This window comes from Rhizobacter sp. OV335 (assembly GCF_900142965.1).
GTDB lineage: Bacteria > Pseudomonadota > Gammaproteobacteria > Burkholderiales > Burkholderiaceae_C > Rhizobacter.
The window spans coordinates 72,280-87,730 of record NZ_FRCQ01000032.1 but is presented as its reverse complement, the minus strand read 5'-3'; the positions used below and the strand labels follow the sequence as shown (position 1 = coordinate 87,730).

Sequence of the window (15,451 nt, the reverse complement as noted above, 5' to 3'; positions counted from 1 at the left end):
GTTCCTGCCGTATGCGGTGCCGGGGTTCATTTCCATCCTGGTGTTCAAGGGCTTGTTCAACAACAACTTCGGCGAGATCAACCTGATCCTCGATGCGCTGTTCGGCATCAAGCCGGCGTGGTTCTCGGACCCGACGCTCGCGAAGGTGATGCTGTTGATCGTCAACGTGTGGCTGGGCTACCCGTACATGATGGTGATCTGCTCGGGGCTGATCAAGGCGATCCCCGCCGACCTGTACGAGGCCTCGGCGGTGGCCGGCGCCGGGCCGTTCACCAATTTCTGGCGCATCACGCTGCCGCTGATCCTGAAACCGCTGACGCCGCTGCTGATCTCGGCCTTCGCGTTCAACTTCAACAACTTCGTGCTGATCAGCCTGCTCACCGGCGGGCGCCCCGACTTCCTCGACACCAGCGTTCCGGCCGGCACCACCGACCTGCTGGTGAGCTACACCTACCGCATCGCGTTCCAGGACTCGGGCCAGCAGTTCGGGCTCGCGGCGGCGATCTCGACGGTGATCTTCGCGATGGTCGCGGCGATCTCGCTGGTGCAGATGCGCTTCACGAAGATCTCGCGCGATGAATCCCGATAGCGAAGCGAGGTAACCCGAGCCATGGCCATCGTCCTCGACAAGAGCCACCGGTGGCGCGTGCTCGCCGCGCACGCGTTCCTGATCGCGCTGGTGGCGGTCGTGATCTTCCCGTTCCTGATGATCCTGTCGATCTCGCTGCGCCCGGGCAACTTCGCCGCCGGCAGCCTGATCCCCGAGACCATCAGCTTCGAGCACTGGAAGCTCGCGCTCGGCATCTCGTACACCGCGCCCGACGGGCGGCTGGTCAAGCCCGACTTCCCGGTGCTGCTGTGGCTGTGGAACTCGGTCAAGGTGGCGAGCCTCACCGCGGCGATCACGCTGACGCTGTCGACCACCGCCGCCTACGCCTTCGCGCGCATGAAGTTCCGCGGCAAGCGCGTGGCGCTCGGCGGGCTGATGCTGATGCAGATGTTCCCGGCGGTGCTCGCGCTGGTGGCGATCTTCGCGATCTTCGACCGCATCGGCAGCGTCTTCCCGTTCTTCGGCATCGACAGCCATGCCTCGCTGCTGCTCGCGTACTCCGGCGGTATCGCGCTGCATGTGTGGACGATCAAGGGCTACTACGACACGATTCCGGTGGAGATCGAGGAGGCGGCCAAGGTCGATGGCGCGACACGCTGGCAGGCCTTCCGGCTGGTGCTGCTGCCGATGGCGGTGCCGATCCTGATGGTGGTGTTCCTGCTCGCCTTCATCGGGGCCATCATCGAGTACCCGGTCGCGTCGATCCTGCTGCATGAAGAGGCCAAGCTGACGCTGGCGGTCGGGTCGAAGCTGTTCCTGTACGACCAGAAATACCTGTGGGGCGACTTTGCGGCGGCGGCGATCCTGTCGGGGCTGCCGATCACGATCGTGTTCATCCTGGCGCAGAAGTGGATGATCTCGGGGCTCACCGCCGGGGGGATCAAGGGCTGAGAAGCAAGCTCCCGTCGATCCCCTTTCGGAGTGACCTCGCAGCCGCTACGATGCGCGCGGGACGAAAACATCCGACAGAAGAATTCGACGAGGAGGGCGCGACGTGATCGTCGGCATCGATCTGGGGACGACCAACAGCTTGGTGGCCGTCTGGAGGGAAGGGCAAGCGCAACTGATCCACAACGGCCTCGGCGAGGTGCTGACGCCGTCGTGCGTGAGCCTCGACGAGGACGGCTCGGTGCTGGTCGGCCGCGCCGCGCGGGAGCGGCTGCAGACGCACCCAGAACGCAGCGCCGCGCTGTTCAAGCGCTACATGGGCAGCAACAAGACCGTGCGGCTCGGCAAGCGCGAGTTCCGGCCGGAAGAGCTGTCGGCGCTGATCCTGAAAGCGCTGAAGGCCGATGCCGAGGCTTTTCTCGGCGAGCCGGTGACCGAGGCGATCATCACGGTGCCCGCGTACTTCTCCGACGCGCAGCGCAAGGCGACGCGCGCGGCCGGCCAGATCGCCGGGCTGCGCGTCGAGCGGCTGCTCAACGAGCCCACCGCCGCGGCGCTCGCCTGCGGCATCCACCTGCGCGGTGCCGAGACCCGCTTCCTGGTGTTCGACCTCGGCGGTGGCACCTTCGACGTCTCGATCCTCGATCTGTTCGAAGGCGTGATGGAGGTGCGTGCCTCGGCCGGCGACAACTTCCTCGGCGGCGAGGACTTCGTGCATGCGCTGCGCGACCTGTTCTTCCAACGACTGGCACTGCCCGAATCGCTGCGCCGCGACGAGGCCTTCATGCAGCGCCTGTCGGGCCAGGCCGAAGCCGCCAAGCGCGCGCTGAGCACGCAGCCGCGCGCGACCCTGCGGGTGCGCCGCGGCGATGACGAGCACGTGCTGGAGATCGACGAGGCCGCGCTGGAACAAGCCTGCGCACCGTTGCTCAAGCGCCTGCGCGCACCGGTGGAGCGCGCACTGCGCGATGCGAACCTGCGCAGCAGCGAACTCGACAACGTGGTGCTGGCCGGCGGCGCCACGCGCATGCCGCTGATCCGCCGGCTGGTGACGACGATGTTCGGCCGCTTCCCCGCGATCGACTTCAATCCGGACGAGGTGGTGGCACTCGGCGCGGCGGTGCAGGCCGGGCTGAAGGCGCGCGACAAGGCGCTCGACGAAGTGGTGATGACCGACGTCTCGCCCTATTCGCTCGGCGTGGAGGTCAGTGTGCGGCTGGACGATCGATCGTCGTCGCAGGGGCACTTCGATCCGGTGATCGAGCGCAACACGCCGGTGCCGGTGAGCCGCTCCAAGTCCTATATGCCGACCACCGAGGGCCAGTCGATGATCGACCTGGAGATCTACCAGGGCGAGTCGCGGATGGTGCGCGACAACATCCACCTCGGACGGCTGCGCGTGGCGCTGCCGCACGCGCCGCTGCAGGACTGCGCGGTCGACGTGCGCTTCACCTACGACGTGAACGGGCTGCTGCAGGTCGAGGCCATGGTGCGCAAGACGCAGGAGACGACGAGCCTCGTGATCGAGGGCAACCCGGGCCTGCTGTCGCCGGCCGAGGTGGCGCAGCGGTTGAAGTCGCTGGCCGAGCTGAAGATTCATCCGCGCGACAAGCTCGAGAACCGCACGCTGCTGGCGCGTGGCGAGCGGCTGTACGAGCAGCTGCGCGGTGAGCAGCGCGAGTGGCTCGGCATGCAGATCCTGCGCTTCGAGCAGCTGCTCTCGACGCAGGACGCCCGGATGATCGCAGCGGGCCGTCGCGAGTTCGAGTCGGTGCTGGAGCGCGTCGAGCGCGACAGCTACCTCGGCGACGCGCCGCAGTGACATGACGAACCCGACAACCGGTCGCAGCATCCCGTTCCTGCATGCGCTCGACCTCGATGACGAGGCTGACGAGCGTGCCGTGCGCCGCGCCTATGCGCAGCGCCTGAGGCGCATCGATCCCGAGCTCGACCCCGACGCCTTCCAGGTGCTGCGCGGGCACTACGAGAACGCGCTGCGCTGGGCGCAGAGGCGGCGCGAGGCGGTCGACGAAGGTGCCGGGGACGAGGTCGCGCTGGTTGCTGACGCCGCCGAGGCGCCAGAGACGCCACAGGCACCCGTCACGGCGTCGGCCGTGGTGGACGAGGACGCCCGTATGCGGGCCCTCGGCGATGAGGTGTTCGGCGGCTTCGCGCAGCTCGCGGCGGCCGGGTTCACCGACGAAGCGGCGTGCCGGCGGGCGCTGAGCGCGGCGCTCGACGACGAGCGGCTGATCAACCTGGAGGCCCGCACGTTCTTCGAATGGCGTGTCGCGTGCCTGCTGATGGAAGGCTGGCGGCCCGGGCACGAGTTCCTGTTCGGGCCGGCCTGCCAGGTCTTCAACTGGGGGGATGACCGGCGCCGGCTGTCGCTGTTCGGGCAACTGGGCGAGGCCCTCGATGCGGCGATCACCGAGAAGCTGATCTTCTTCGGCCAGCCGCCGCACGAGTTCGACGTGCAGCGCGACCTGATCCGCCGCCTGCGCGAGGCGAAGCAGCCGCCGTCGGCGACGCTGGTCGAGCAGGCGCCGCGCCTGCGGATGCTGGTGCAGCGCTATCCGCACTGGCTGCGCATCGTGACCTCGCGCGAGAACATCGCGCAGTGGCAGGCCTGGCGCGACGAACTGCCGCCCGGTGCCGTGGCAGCGCCGACGCCGCAGGCGGAGCGCCCTGTGCCGAATCGCGACAAGGAGCCGTCCTCGGGCCTGTCGTGGTGGCCGTTCGCGATCCTGATCTTCCTCGCGGTCCGGGCGTTGTCCTTCCTCGGTCAAAGCGCGGAGGTGAAGGCGTTCCATCCCTGGACGCCCTCCACGTCTTCCACGCAGTGGCGCGCGCCGGGAGCCCCGCAGCCATCGCTGATCCTGCCGGAGTCGCAGATCGCGCCGGCCCTGCCGGCTTCACCGGACACGTGGCCGCCCAAGGCCGTGCCGGCGGCATCTGCGCCGAAGTCTCGCGCGCGCGAGGTGCCCAAGCCGTCGCCTTACTCGCTCAGTTCGGGCAGCAAGGCAGTGGAAGACGCGGTGCCGGACTCGGCATGGAGCCAGCGCTCGAAGTACGAGCCGGTGCCTGAGGTCGATCCGCCGGTGGCGCCGATTCAGCGTTCCCGTTGACGGGTCTCTGTCATTGATAAACATATAGTTTACTGAAAACCTCGGTGGCGATAAACTATATGTAATGACCAAGGCTTCACCTGCGCTGTCCCAGTTGCCGCCCTCCACGGTGGCGGCGCTTGAGCGCCTGGGCGCCGACCTGGCGGTCGCACGGCTGCGTCGCAAGGAATCGTTGAAGACCTGGTCCAAGCGCATCGGCGTGAGCGTTCCGACGCTGCTGCGTCTGGAGGCCGGCGAGCCCGGCGTGAGCCTGGGCGTTCTCGCCACGGCACTTTGGTTGATCGGCCGCGACGGCGCGCTGGCCGAGTTGGCGACACCCGGGCAGGACCGTGGTGCGCTCGAACTCGACGTGCGGGCGGCTGAAACGCTGGGACAGGTGCGGGCCCAGGCCACGGCCCAGGCCAAGCTGCGGCGGGCATCGAAGCGACAGGACGAAGGAGGGTCGGACGCATGAGGCACGACGAACTGCACCTGTGGTTCCTCGCGGACCCGGCCGTTCCGCGTGCCGTGGGGCGGCTGCGCCTGGTGGACGCGGGCAAGGGGGTCTCGCTGCAGTATGGGTCCGACTGGCTGGCCGACGGTTTCCCGCTCAGCGAAGACCTGCCGCTCGTGGACATCGAGCACCTGCCGCGCTGGAAGGGCATGGCCGTCGGCGCCGTCGACGATGCGCGGCCCGATCGATGGGGCGAGCGCGTCATCCAGTACATCGACAAGCCGGCGCGCCTGTCGCTGATGGAGTACCTGTTCTACGCCGGCGACGACCGCTTCGGCGCGCTCGGCGTGTCGACCTCGGCGCAGGCCTACCTGCCGCGCGCGAAGAGCCCGGTGCCGCGGCTGGCGCAGGCGCAGGCGCTCAGCGAGGTCGTCCACAAGGTCAGCGACCGCGAGCCGCTCAACGCGATCGAGCGCGGCATGCTGGCCGCCGGTGGCAGCTTCGGCGGCGCCAAGCCGAAGGCGCTGATCGACATCGACGGCGAGCAGTGGGTCATCAAGTTCTTCAACAACGAGCCGGTCGACGTGCCGCTGATCGAGCATGCGTCGATGACGCTCGCGGCGCGGGCCGGCATCACGGGCGCCGAGACCCGCGTGCTGCGGCTGGCCGGCGAGAACGCGCTGGCGGTGCGCCGCTACGACCGCGACGGCGCGCTGCGCATCCACTGCATCTCCGCCGGCACGGCCTTGCGCGCGCAGGCGGTGGCCGGGCGCGAGCCGGAACTGGGCTACCCCGCGCTGGCGCAGCTGCTGCGCCGCGCCGGCGTGGCTGATGACGGCCTCAACCTGCTCGACATGCAGGAGCTGTTCCGCCGCATGGTCTTCAACATCCTGATCGACAACACCGACGACCACGAGAAGAACCACGCGCTGCGGGTGGTGGCGCCGGCGCGGCAGGGGCGCTACCGCCTCGCGCCGGCCTACGACGTGCTGCCGACGAACTCCGGGCAGGGCTTCCAGGAATTCATCGTCGGCGCGGCCCAGCGGGATTCGACGCTGGCGAACGCGATGTCGCAGAGCGAGCTGTTCGGCTACACGCCGGCGCAGGCCGCGGCCGAGGTCGTGCGCGTGATCGAGGTGGTCGATGGGTGGCGGGCGCACTTCGCGGCCTGCGGTGTCACGGAGGCTGATCTCGATAGCCTGGCGGAGCGGATCGATGGCGAGCCGTTGTTGGGTCAGAGGCGGGACTTCGACCCCGCCATGCATGCGACATCGGCACGACCGCCGCGGCGGCGAAGCCCGTTTACCCGGTAGCGATCGAAGCGAAAGAGCATTGTCTGTACGTGTTCAGTATTTTTGGCAGGAAACCGCTGTATTTGCCTAAAATGCTGAACATGCCAGCTCACTCGGAACTCAGCCTGCCTGTCGAGCGCCAATTGTTGACCCAGCTCGGGGAACGGCTGAGGCGCGCCCGCAAGTCGCGTGCGTTGTCCTCGGTGGAGTTGGCGCGGCAGGTGGGCATCTCTCGAACGACGCTCAGCGCTGTCGAGAGCGGCGATCCCTCGCCGGCATTCGGCACTTACGTGCGTGTGTTGTCCGCACTCGGCATGGTGGCCGACCTGGCCTTGGTGGCGACAAGCCATCCAGCACCTGGCGTTGAATCCGAACCGGTTGCACCGATGGATCTCCATCGTGCGCAGGACTTGCAGAGCTTGCTGATGCACGAGGAGGCCGTCAGATTGCTGCGCGCGGATCCTTCGCTGGTCGTGCGCCTGGAGCAGACGCTTTCACGGTGGTCGATGCGCGACGATCCCAACAGCCGGCCGTTGCTGCAACGATGGATCGACATCGTGGCCGCCCGCGATTGGGCCATGGCTACCGCTGATACACAAGAGGCTCGGCAGTTGCGACAGGCCTCACCGATGGCCACGCTGCTGCCCCAGGAAACGCGGCTGGACATCATCCGCAAGGTCAAGACCTTGAAGGAGCGCGCCCGTGCAGCGTCATGAACTCGAGCACCTGATCCGGGCCGCTGCGCGCATCACGGACGAGTATGAGTTCGTCGTTGTCGGCAGCCAGTCCATTCTGGGTTCCATGGAGCGGCCGCCTGCGGATTGCGTGCTGTCCAACGAGGCAGACATTTTCCCGATGCATGCGGAAGGCAAAGCGGACTTGATCGATGGCGCAATCGGAGAAGGCTCGCAGTTCCACGAGACCCATGGCTACTACGCCCAAGGCGTGGATTCGACGACCGCCAAGTTGCCGGCAGGTTGGCGCGGGCGGTTGGTGCGAGTCCAGTCCGAGCAGACGGAAGGTCGCGTGGGCTATTGCCTGGATGTGCTCGACCTGTTCCTGAGCAAGTGCGCAGCGAACCGCGAAAAGGACAGGGTGTTCAACCGGGCGTTGCTGGCACATAGGCATATCACCGTTGAAAAGGCCCTTGAGCGCCTTCCGGACATGCCGCTGGACGACAACCGCAAGGCGGCCATTGCCTCGTTGATTCAACGACTTGCGCGAGAAGCCGGCATCTGAGTCTCCGCCACTGCACGCCCCACCTCCTCACCCAAAGCTTTCACAGCCGCCCGCAAGTCCTTGCTTTTACAACTGTTTTCACTTGGCCTGATTTCACAGTCTGCTCTAAGTTCTTGATTTCATTGATTTTTTCTTACAAGTCTCATTGACCTTATCGAAACCATCCGCTAGAGTGGTGCAAAGTGCACTTTAGTGGGTTTTCGTGGGAAGGTCGGTGTGGCGGAATTTGGTTTTCAGGGCAGCTCAGCGTTGACGCTGGATGGGAAGGGGCGGATCACCGTCCCGGCCCGCCAGCGCGATGTCCTGCTCGCCGATGCCGGGCCGCAGCTCACCCTCACCAAGCACCCGGCCGGCTGCCTGCTGGTGTTTCCGCGCCCGGTGTGGCTGGCCTTCCGCGAGCGCCTCGTCGCGCTGCCGATGTCGGCCGACGGCTGGAAGCGCATCTTTCTCGGCAGCGCGATGGACGTCGACATCGACGCCTCCTCCCGCGTGCTGATCTCTCCCGAGCTGCGTGCCGCCGCCCGCCTGACCAAGGACGTGCTGCTGATGGGCATGGGCAGCCGGCTGGAACTGTGGGATCCGCTCGTCTACGCTGAACAGGAAGCCAAGGTCCTGCAGTCCGAGATGCCGGATTCGCTCCGGGACTTCCAAGGCTAGACGCCATGACCCGCAGTACCGACAGCTTCCAGCACCAGACCGTCCTGCTCGACGAGGCCGTCGACGGCGTGCTCACGCGCCCCGACGGCATCTACGTCGACGGCACCTTCGGCCGCGGCGGCCACTCGCGCCTGCTGCTCGGGCGGCTGGCCCCGCAAGGAAGGCTGGTGGCGATCGACCGCGATCCGGATGCCATCGCCGCTGCAGCGTCGGGCGCCACGCGGGTCGATGACCCGCGTTTTTCCATCCACCACGCGCCTTTCGGCGGCATGTCGGATGTGCTGGCCGAACTCGGCATCGCACAGGTCGATGGCGTGCTGCTGGACCTGGGCGTGTCGTCGCCCCAGATCGACAACCCCGAACGTGGCTTCAGCTTCCGCTTCGACGGACCGCTGGACATGCGCATGGACACGACCCGCGGCGAAAGCGCCGCGGATTTTCTGGCCCGCGCCGACGAGCGCCACATTGCAGAGGTGGTACGCGACTATGGGGAAGAACGGTTTGCTGTATCGGTTGCAAAGGCGCTTGTTGCTCGGCGCGAGAGCGGGCATCCAGTTCGCACCACCGCAGAGCTTTCCCACGTCGTGGCTGGTGCGGTCAAGACCCGCGAGCCGGGCCAGGATCCTGCAACGCGCACATTTCAAGCTCTTCGGATTTTCGTCAACGCCGAGCTTGAGGAACTCCAACAGGGGCTGAACGCGGCCCTCGGATTGCTGGCACCGGGCGGCAGGCTCGTCGTGATCAGCTTCCATTCGCTCGAAGACCGCATCGTGAAGAACTTCATCGCGCGCGAAAGCAAGAGCGAGTTCGACCGCCGCGCGCCGTTCGCACCCGAAAAGCCGAGCCGGCTGACGGCGATCGCCCGCGTGAAGCCCTCCGAGACCGAGGTGCGCGCCAACCCGCGCTCGCGCTCGGCCATCATGCGCATCGCCGAGCGCACCGAGGTGCCGGCATGACGCGCGTGAACCTGCTGCTGCTCGTCGCGCTGATCGCCAGCAGCATCTACCTGGTGCGCGTGTCGTACGACGCGCGCCGGCTGTTCGCCGAGGTCGACCGCGCCACCACCGAAGCGCACCAGCTCGAGATCGAGCACGAGCGCCTGCTGGCCGACAAGCAGTCGCAGGCGACGCCGCTGCGCGTCGAACGCGTCGCGCGCGACAAGCTCGCGATGCGCAACGCCACGCCCGCCGTCACGCAGTACGTCGCCTGGGCGCCCGCCGCGTCGGGAGTCGGCAAATGAGCTGGATCGACAAGATCCGCCAGCTCCGCGGCGACGCGCGGCCGAACCCGGCGCGCGCCGGCGCGGTCAATGTGCGCAGCGTGATGTATTCGACCAGCCCGCTGCTCGCGTCGAAGACGCCGCCGTGGCGCTCGAAGTTCCTGGTCGGCCTGGTCGGCCTGGGCTTCTGCGTGCTGGTCGGCCGCGCGGTCTACGTGCAGATCATCGGCAACGACTTCTTCCTGAAGCAGGGCGAGATCCGCTACGCGCGCACGCTCGACCTGTCGGCCAGCCGTGGCCGCATCATCGACCGCAACGGCATGATCCTCGCGTCCAGCGTGCCGGCGCCGTCGCTGTGGGTGATTCCGAAGGAGTTCGAGGCCGACAAGAAGCAGCGCGCCCAGCTCGCGAAGCTGCTCGGCTACACGCCGACCGAACTGGCCGGCAAGCTCGACGACAGCCCGAACTTCGTCTGGCTGCGCCGCCAGGTCGACGAACAGGTCGCGAAGGACGCGCTCGGGCTCGGCATCAAGGGCCTGTTCCAGGTGCGCGAGTTCAAGCGCAAGTACCCCGAGGGCGAAGCCGCGGCGCATGTCGTCGGCTTCACCAACGTCGAAGAGAACGGCCAGGAAGGCATCGAGCTCGCGTTCCAGAAGGAGCTGCAGGGCCGCAACGGCACGCGTCGCGTCGTGAAGGACCGGCTCGGCCGCGTCGTCGAGGACATCGGCGAGAGCGTCGCGCCGATCGACGGCCGCGACATCGAGCTGTCGATCGATTCGAAGGTGCAGTTCTACGCCTACCAGCGCATCCGCGACGCGGTGACCGAGAACAAGGCCAAGGCCGGCAGCGTGGTGGTGCTCGACGCGCAGACCGGCGAGGTGCTCGCGCTGTCGAACTTCCCGAGCTATGCACCCGGCGACCGCAAGAACCTCTCCGGTGCGCAGTTGCGCAACCGCGCGCTGACCGACACCTTCGAGCCCGGCTCGACGATGAAGCCGTTCATCGCCGCGTGGGCGCTCGAGACCGGCCGCGTGACGCCCGACACCGTGCTGCAGACCTCCCCCGGCCGCCTGAACTTCGCCGGCTCGGTGATCACCGATTCGCATGCGCACGGCGACCTGACGGTGTCGCAGACGATCCAGAAATCGAGCAACGTCGGCGCGGTGCGCATGGCGATGCAGTTCCAGCCGCGCGAGATGTGGGAGCTGTACTCGCAGGTCGGCTTCGGCCAGAAGCCGCAGATCGGCTTCCCCGGCGCGGTGACCGGCCGGCTGCGCCCGTACAAGTCGTGGCGGCCGATCGAGCAGGCGACGATGAGCTACGGCTACGGGCTGTCGGCCTCGCTGTTCCAGATCGCACGCGCCTACACGGTGTTCGCGCACGACGGCGAGCTGATTCCGGTCTCGCTGGTGAAGAACCGCCAGGTCGATACGCCGACGCCGGCCGGCATCCGCGTGATCTCGCCGAAGGTCGCCAGGCAGGTGCGCGAGATGATGCACCTGGTCACGCTCGAAGGCGGCACCGCCCCGAAGGCGCAGGTGCCGGGCTATTCGGTGGGCGGCAAGTCGGGCACCGCGTACAAGCAGGAAGGCAAGGGCTACGCGGAGAAGAAGTACCGCTCGTGGTTCGTCGGCCTTGCGCCGATCAGCAAGCCGCGCATCATCGTCGCGGTGATGGTCGACGAGCCGAGCAACGGCAAGTATTTCGGCGGCGACGTGGCCGCGCCGGTGTTCAGCGAAGTCGTTCAGCAAACCTTGCGCTCGATGGGGGAACCCCCCGACATCGAGGTGCGGCCGCAGATCGTGACCCACGCGCTGCAGGCCGAGGAAGAGAGTTTCTGATGAGCCAGGTTCCTGCCCTCATCCACCACGCGAGCGTCGAGTCGGCGCTCGCGTGGCTGCTTGCGCGCGGCGTGCGCGGGCTCGCGACCGACAGCCGCCGCGTGCGGCCGGGCGACGCCTTCATCGCGTGGCCGGGCTATGGCGTCGACGCGCGGCAGTTCGTGCCGCAGGCGCTGGCCGCCGGCGCGGTGGCCTGCCTGGTCGAGGCCGAGGGCGCGACCGCGTTCGAACTCGATGCCTCGAAGGTCTCGGCGATGCCCGACCTGAAGGCCGCCACCGGCGAGCTGGCGAGCGCCTTCTTCGACGCGCCGAGCGCGCGGCTGCGCGTGGTCGCGAGCACCGGCACCAACGGCAAGACCTCCACCGCGTGGTGGATGGCGCAGGCGCTGAGCCTGCTCGGCAAGCGCTGCGGCGTGATCGGCACGCTCGGCGTCGGCGAGCCGCCGTCGAGTGCGGTGCCCGATGCGCAGGTGGTGTCCACCGGCCTGACGACGCCCGACCCGGTGACGCTGCAGTCCGCGTTCCGGCAGTTCGCGGACGAGGGCTTCTCGGCTTGCGCGATCGAGGCCTCGTCGATCGGCGTCGTCGAGCAGCGGCTGGCCGGCACGCACGTCGAGGTCGCGCTGTTCACCAACTTCACGCGCGACCACCTCGACTACCACGGCACGATGGACGCCTACTGGGCCGCCAAGCGCCAGCTCTTCTCGTGGCCGGGGCTGCGCGCCGCGGTGCTGAACGTCGACGACGAGCAGGGCGCGTCGCTGGTCGGCGAGCTGGCCGGCGGCGGGCTCGACCTGTGGACCTACAGCGCGCGCGACGTGGCCCGGCTGCGCGCGCAGGACATTCATTACGCCGACGGCGGCCTCGTCTTCGCGCTGAAGGAAGGCGACGAGGCCATCGACGTGCACAGCCGCCTGATCGGCGACTACAACGTGTCGAACCTGCTGGCGGTGATCGGCGGGCTGCGGGCGATGGGCCACGCGCTGGCCGACATCGTCGCGGTGGTGCCCGAGCTGAGCGCGGTGCCGGGGCGCATGGAGCGCGTCGATGCCGAGCCGACCCAGCCGGTCGTGGTCGTCGACTACGCGCACACGCCCGACGCGCTCGAGAAGGCGCTGTATGCGCTGCGCCCGTTCGCCCGCGAGCGCGGCGGCCTGCTGTGGGTAGTGTTCGGCTGCGGCGGCAACCGCGATGCGACCAAGCGCCCGCTGATGGGTGGCATCGCCGAGCGGCTGGCCGACCGTGTCGTCGTGACCAGCGACAACCCGCGCAACGAATCGCCGGCGCAGATCCTGCGCGAGATCGTCGAAGGCATGGCGAACCCGCTGAACTCGACCGTGCTCGAAGACCGCCGCGCGGCGATCGCGCATGCGCTGCACCACGCCGGCGGGCGCGACGTGGTGCTGATCGCCGGCAAGGGCCACGAGGCCGAGCAGGAGATCGCCGGCGTCAAGCACCCGTTCTCCGATGTGCTGGAAGCGCAGGCCTTTCTGGCCGTCCTCGACCCCGAGCCGGCCCCGTCCGCGCCTGTCCCGCTGGAAGGGAGCGCGCCATGATGACGCTCACGCAAGCCCACGCGATGCTGCCCGGCTCGACGCTGGTCGGCGACGGCGCCGTGCCGATCGCGCGAGTGCATTCCGACACCCGCACGCTGCAGCCGGGCGACCTGTTCGTCGCGCTGCGCGGCGAGCGCTTCGATGCGCACGACTTCATCGCGCAGGCGCAGGCGGCCGGCGCGGTCGCGGCGATTGCCGAGCGCGGCCTGGCCGCCGACGGCGCCGGCCTGCCCGGCCTGCTGGTGGCCGACAGCAAGGCGGCCCTCGGCCAGCTCGCCGCCGCCTGGCGCGCGCATTGCGCGTTGCCGCTGATCGCAGTGACCGGCAGCAACGGCAAGACCACCGTCACGCAGATGCTGGCGTCGGTGCTGCGCGCCTGGCTCGGCGAGGCGGCGTTCTCGACGCAGGGCAACTTCAACAACGACATCGGCGTGCCGCTGACGCTGCTGCGGCTGCGCCAGGACGACACCTGCTGGCACCGCGCCGGCGTCGTCGAGCTCGGCATGAACCACCCGGGCGAGATCGCCGCGCTGGCCGCGATGACCGCGCCCACCGTCGCGCTCGTCAACAACGCGCAGCGCGAGCACCAGGAGTTCATGGCCACCGTCGAGGCGGTGGCGCGCGAGAACGGCACGGTGATCGAGGCGCTGCCGCCGACCGGCGTCGCGGTGTTCCCGGCCGACGACGACTACGCGCCGGTCTGGCATGCGCTGGCCGCGACGCGCCCGACGCTGACCTTCGCGCTGCACGGCGCGGCCGACGTGACCTGCGATGCCGAATGGCTCGACGACCACTGGTCGCTGATGCTGCACACGCCGGCCGGCTTCCACACCGTCGACCTGCGCATCGCCGGCCGCCACAACGTGAAGAACGCGCTGGCCGTCACCGCCTGCGCGCTGGCCGCCGGCTGCCCGCTGGAATCGATCGCCGAAGGGCTGGCGGCGTTCGAGCCGGTCAAGGGCCGTTCGCAGCTGAAGACGGCGCAGCTGCACGGCCAGCCGGTCACGCTGGTCGACGACACCTACAACGCGAACCCCGATTCGGCGCGCGCCGCGATCGAGGTGCTGGCGCAACTGCCCGGACCGCGCTGGCTGCTGCTGGGCGACATGGGCGAGGTCGGCGACCAGGGCCCGGCCTTCCACCGCGAGATCGGCGCGTTCGCGCAGTCGCGCGGCATCGAATCGCTGTGGACGGCCGGCACGCTGAGCCGCCATGCGGCCGAGGCCTTCGCCGGCGCGCGCCACTTCGACGAGGTGGCCGCGCTGATCGCCGCGCTGCCCGCGGCACCGGCCTGCGCCGCGGTGCTGGTGAAGGGCTCGCGCTTCATGAAGATGGAACAGGTGGTGGCCGCGTTGCAGCGCAGCGGCACCGATGTACCTGGCAACCCCAAAGGATCGAACGATGCTGCTTAGTCTTGCCCAGTGGTTGCAGGGTGCCTACCCCGACCAGCTCGGGTTCCTGCGGGTGTTCCAGTACCTGACGATGCGCGCGGTGCTGGCGGCGATGACCGCGCTGCTGATCGGCCTCGCGTTCGGGCCGATGGTGATCCGCCGGCTGAGCGCGCTGAAGATCGGCCAGCCGATCCGCGAGTACGGCGTGCAGTCGCACCTGAGCAAGAGCGGCACGCCGACGATGGGCGGCGTGCTGATCCTGCTGGGCATCGGCATCTCGACGCTGCTGTGGTTCGACTGGAGCAACCGCTTCGTCTGGATCGTGATGCTGGTGACGCTCGGCTTCGGCGCGATCGGCTGGGTCGACGACTGGCGCAAGGTGGTGCACAAGAACCCCGAGGGCATGCGCTCGCGTGAAAAGTATTTCTGGCAATCGCTGATCGGGCTGGTGGCGGCGCTGTACCTCGCGTTCAGCGTGTCCGAGACCTCGAACCTGCGCGTGCTGGAGCTGTTCCTGCGCTGGGTGCAGAGCGGCTTCTCGAACGACCTGCCACCCAAGGCCGACCTGATGGTGCCGTTCTTCAAGAGCATCAGCTACCCGCTGGGCGTGTTCGGCTTCATCATCCTGACCTACCTGGTGATCGTCGGCAGCAGCAACGCGGTGAACTTCACCGACGGGCTGGATGGCCTCGCGATCATGCCGGTCGTGATGGTCGGCTCGGCGCTGGGCGTGTTCGCCTACGTCACCGGCAGCTCGGTCTACTCGAAGTACCTGCTGTTCCCGTACATCCCGGGCTCGGGCGAGCTGCTGATCTTCTGCTCGGCGATGGCCGGCGCGGGGCTCGCGTTCCTGTGGTTCAACACCCACCCGGCGCAGGTCTTCATGGGCGACGTCGGCGCGCTGTCGCTGGGCGGCGCGCTCGGCACGATCGCGGTGATCACGCGCCAGGAGATCGTGCTCGCGATCATGGGCGGCATCTTCGTCGCCGAGGCGTTGTCGGTGATGCTGCAGGTGGTCTGGTTCAAGTACACGAAGAAGCGCTATGGCGAGGGCCGGCGCATCTTCAAGATGGCGCCGCTGCACCACCACTTCGAGAAGTCGGGCTGGAAGGAGACGCAGGTCGTCGTGCGCTTCTGGATCATCACGATGCTGCTGTGCCTGGTCGGGCTCGCGAGCCTGAAGCTGCGGTGAACGCC

Annotated in this window: 15 protein-coding genes; all 15 read left to right on the top strand. The window is 68.3% G+C overall.

Going from position 1 to position 15,451, the window contains the following annotated elements; translation table 11 throughout:
• Nucleotides 1–589 (top strand): ABC transporter permease subunit (locus BUE42_RS26405; RefSeq protein WP_143171771.1); only part of this gene is annotated, 589 nt, incomplete at its 5' end.
• Nucleotides 590–610: 21 nt separating this feature from the next.
• A complete protein-coding gene (gene malG, locus BUE42_RS26400) occupies nucleotides 611–1,501 on the top strand; it encodes a maltose ABC transporter permease MalG (protein WP_073468270.1) in 891 nt (296 codons plus the stop codon).
• A 103-nt stretch (nucleotides 1,502–1,604) separates the two neighbouring features.
• Nucleotides 1,605–3,320: a molecular chaperone HscC gene (locus tag BUE42_RS26395; protein WP_073468269.1), complete on the top strand. Its 1,716-nt coding sequence runs from the start codon at nucleotides 1,605–1,607 to the stop codon at nucleotides 3,318–3,320.
• A gap of 1 nt (nucleotide 3,321) precedes the next feature.
• Complete coding sequence (locus BUE42_RS26390) at nucleotides 3,322–4,626, top strand: hypothetical protein (protein WP_073468268.1); 1,305 nt, start codon at nucleotides 3,322–3,324, stop codon at nucleotides 4,624–4,626.
• Between the two features lie 64 nt (nucleotides 4,627–4,690).
• Nucleotides 4,691–5,080, top strand: a complete 390-nt coding sequence (locus BUE42_RS26385) for a DNA-binding protein (RefSeq protein WP_073468267.1) — start codon at nucleotides 4,691–4,693, stop codon at nucleotides 5,078–5,080.
• Nucleotides 5,077–6,372 (top strand): type II toxin-antitoxin system HipA family toxin, encoded by a 1,296-nt coding sequence (locus BUE42_RS26380; protein ID WP_073468266.1) that lies wholly within the window; start codon nucleotides 5,077–5,079, stop codon nucleotides 6,370–6,372. The genes BUE42_RS26385 and BUE42_RS26380 overlap by 4 nt, the downstream gene beginning before the upstream one ends.
• A gap of 71 nt (nucleotides 6,373–6,443) precedes the next feature.
• On the top strand, nucleotides 6,444–7,067 hold the full coding sequence (locus tag BUE42_RS26375) for a helix-turn-helix transcriptional regulator (protein ID WP_235002618.1): 624 nt from the start codon (nucleotides 6,444–6,446) through the stop codon (nucleotides 7,065–7,067).
• Complete coding sequence (locus BUE42_RS26370; protein WP_073468265.1) at nucleotides 7,054–7,590, top strand: DUF6036 family nucleotidyltransferase; 537 nt, start codon at nucleotides 7,054–7,056, stop codon at nucleotides 7,588–7,590. The genes BUE42_RS26375 and BUE42_RS26370 overlap by 14 nt, the downstream gene beginning before the upstream one ends.
• Before the next feature lie 216 nt (nucleotides 7,591–7,806).
• Nucleotides 7,807–8,247, top strand: a complete 441-nt coding sequence (locus tag BUE42_RS26365) for a division/cell wall cluster transcriptional repressor MraZ (protein WP_073468264.1) — start codon at nucleotides 7,807–7,809, stop codon at nucleotides 8,245–8,247.
• Nucleotides 8,248–8,252: 5 nt separating this feature from the next.
• Nucleotides 8,253–9,203: a 16S rRNA (cytosine(1402)-N(4))-methyltransferase RsmH gene (gene rsmH, locus BUE42_RS26360; protein WP_073468263.1), complete on the top strand. Its 951-nt coding sequence runs from the start codon at nucleotides 8,253–8,255 to the stop codon at nucleotides 9,201–9,203.
• Nucleotides 9,200–9,487 (top strand): cell division protein FtsL, encoded by a 288-nt coding sequence (gene ftsL, locus BUE42_RS26355; RefSeq protein ID WP_073468262.1) that lies wholly within the window; start codon nucleotides 9,200–9,202, stop codon nucleotides 9,485–9,487. The genes rsmH and ftsL overlap by 4 nt, the downstream gene beginning before the upstream one ends.
• A complete protein-coding gene (locus BUE42_RS26350) occupies nucleotides 9,484–11,307 on the top strand; it encodes a peptidoglycan D,D-transpeptidase FtsI family protein (protein WP_073468261.1) in 1,824 nt (607 codons plus the stop codon). Before ftsL ends, BUE42_RS26350 begins: the two co-directional genes overlap by 4 nt.
• Nucleotides 11,307–12,863, top strand: coding sequence for a UDP-N-acetylmuramoyl-L-alanyl-D-glutamate--2,6-diaminopimelate ligase (locus BUE42_RS26345; RefSeq protein ID WP_073468260.1), 1,557 nt, complete (start codon nucleotides 11,307–11,309; stop codon nucleotides 12,861–12,863). Before BUE42_RS26350 ends, BUE42_RS26345 begins: the two co-directional genes overlap by 1 nt.
• The gene (gene murF / locus BUE42_RS26340; RefSeq protein WP_073468259.1) at nucleotides 12,860–14,275 is read left to right on the top strand and encodes a UDP-N-acetylmuramoyl-tripeptide--D-alanyl-D-alanine ligase; all 1,416 of its coding nucleotides are present in this window, start codon (nucleotides 12,860–12,862) and stop codon (nucleotides 14,273–14,275) included. Before BUE42_RS26345 ends, murF begins: the two co-directional genes overlap by 4 nt.
• Nucleotides 14,265–15,446 carry a phospho-N-acetylmuramoyl-pentapeptide-transferase gene (gene mraY, locus BUE42_RS26335; RefSeq protein ID WP_073468258.1) on the top strand — a complete coding sequence of 394 codons (1,182 nt, stop codon included), beginning with the start codon at nucleotides 14,265–14,267 and terminating at the stop codon, nucleotides 15,444–15,446. Before murF ends, mraY begins: the two co-directional genes overlap by 11 nt.
• Nucleotides 15,447–15,451 lie beyond the last annotated feature (5 nt).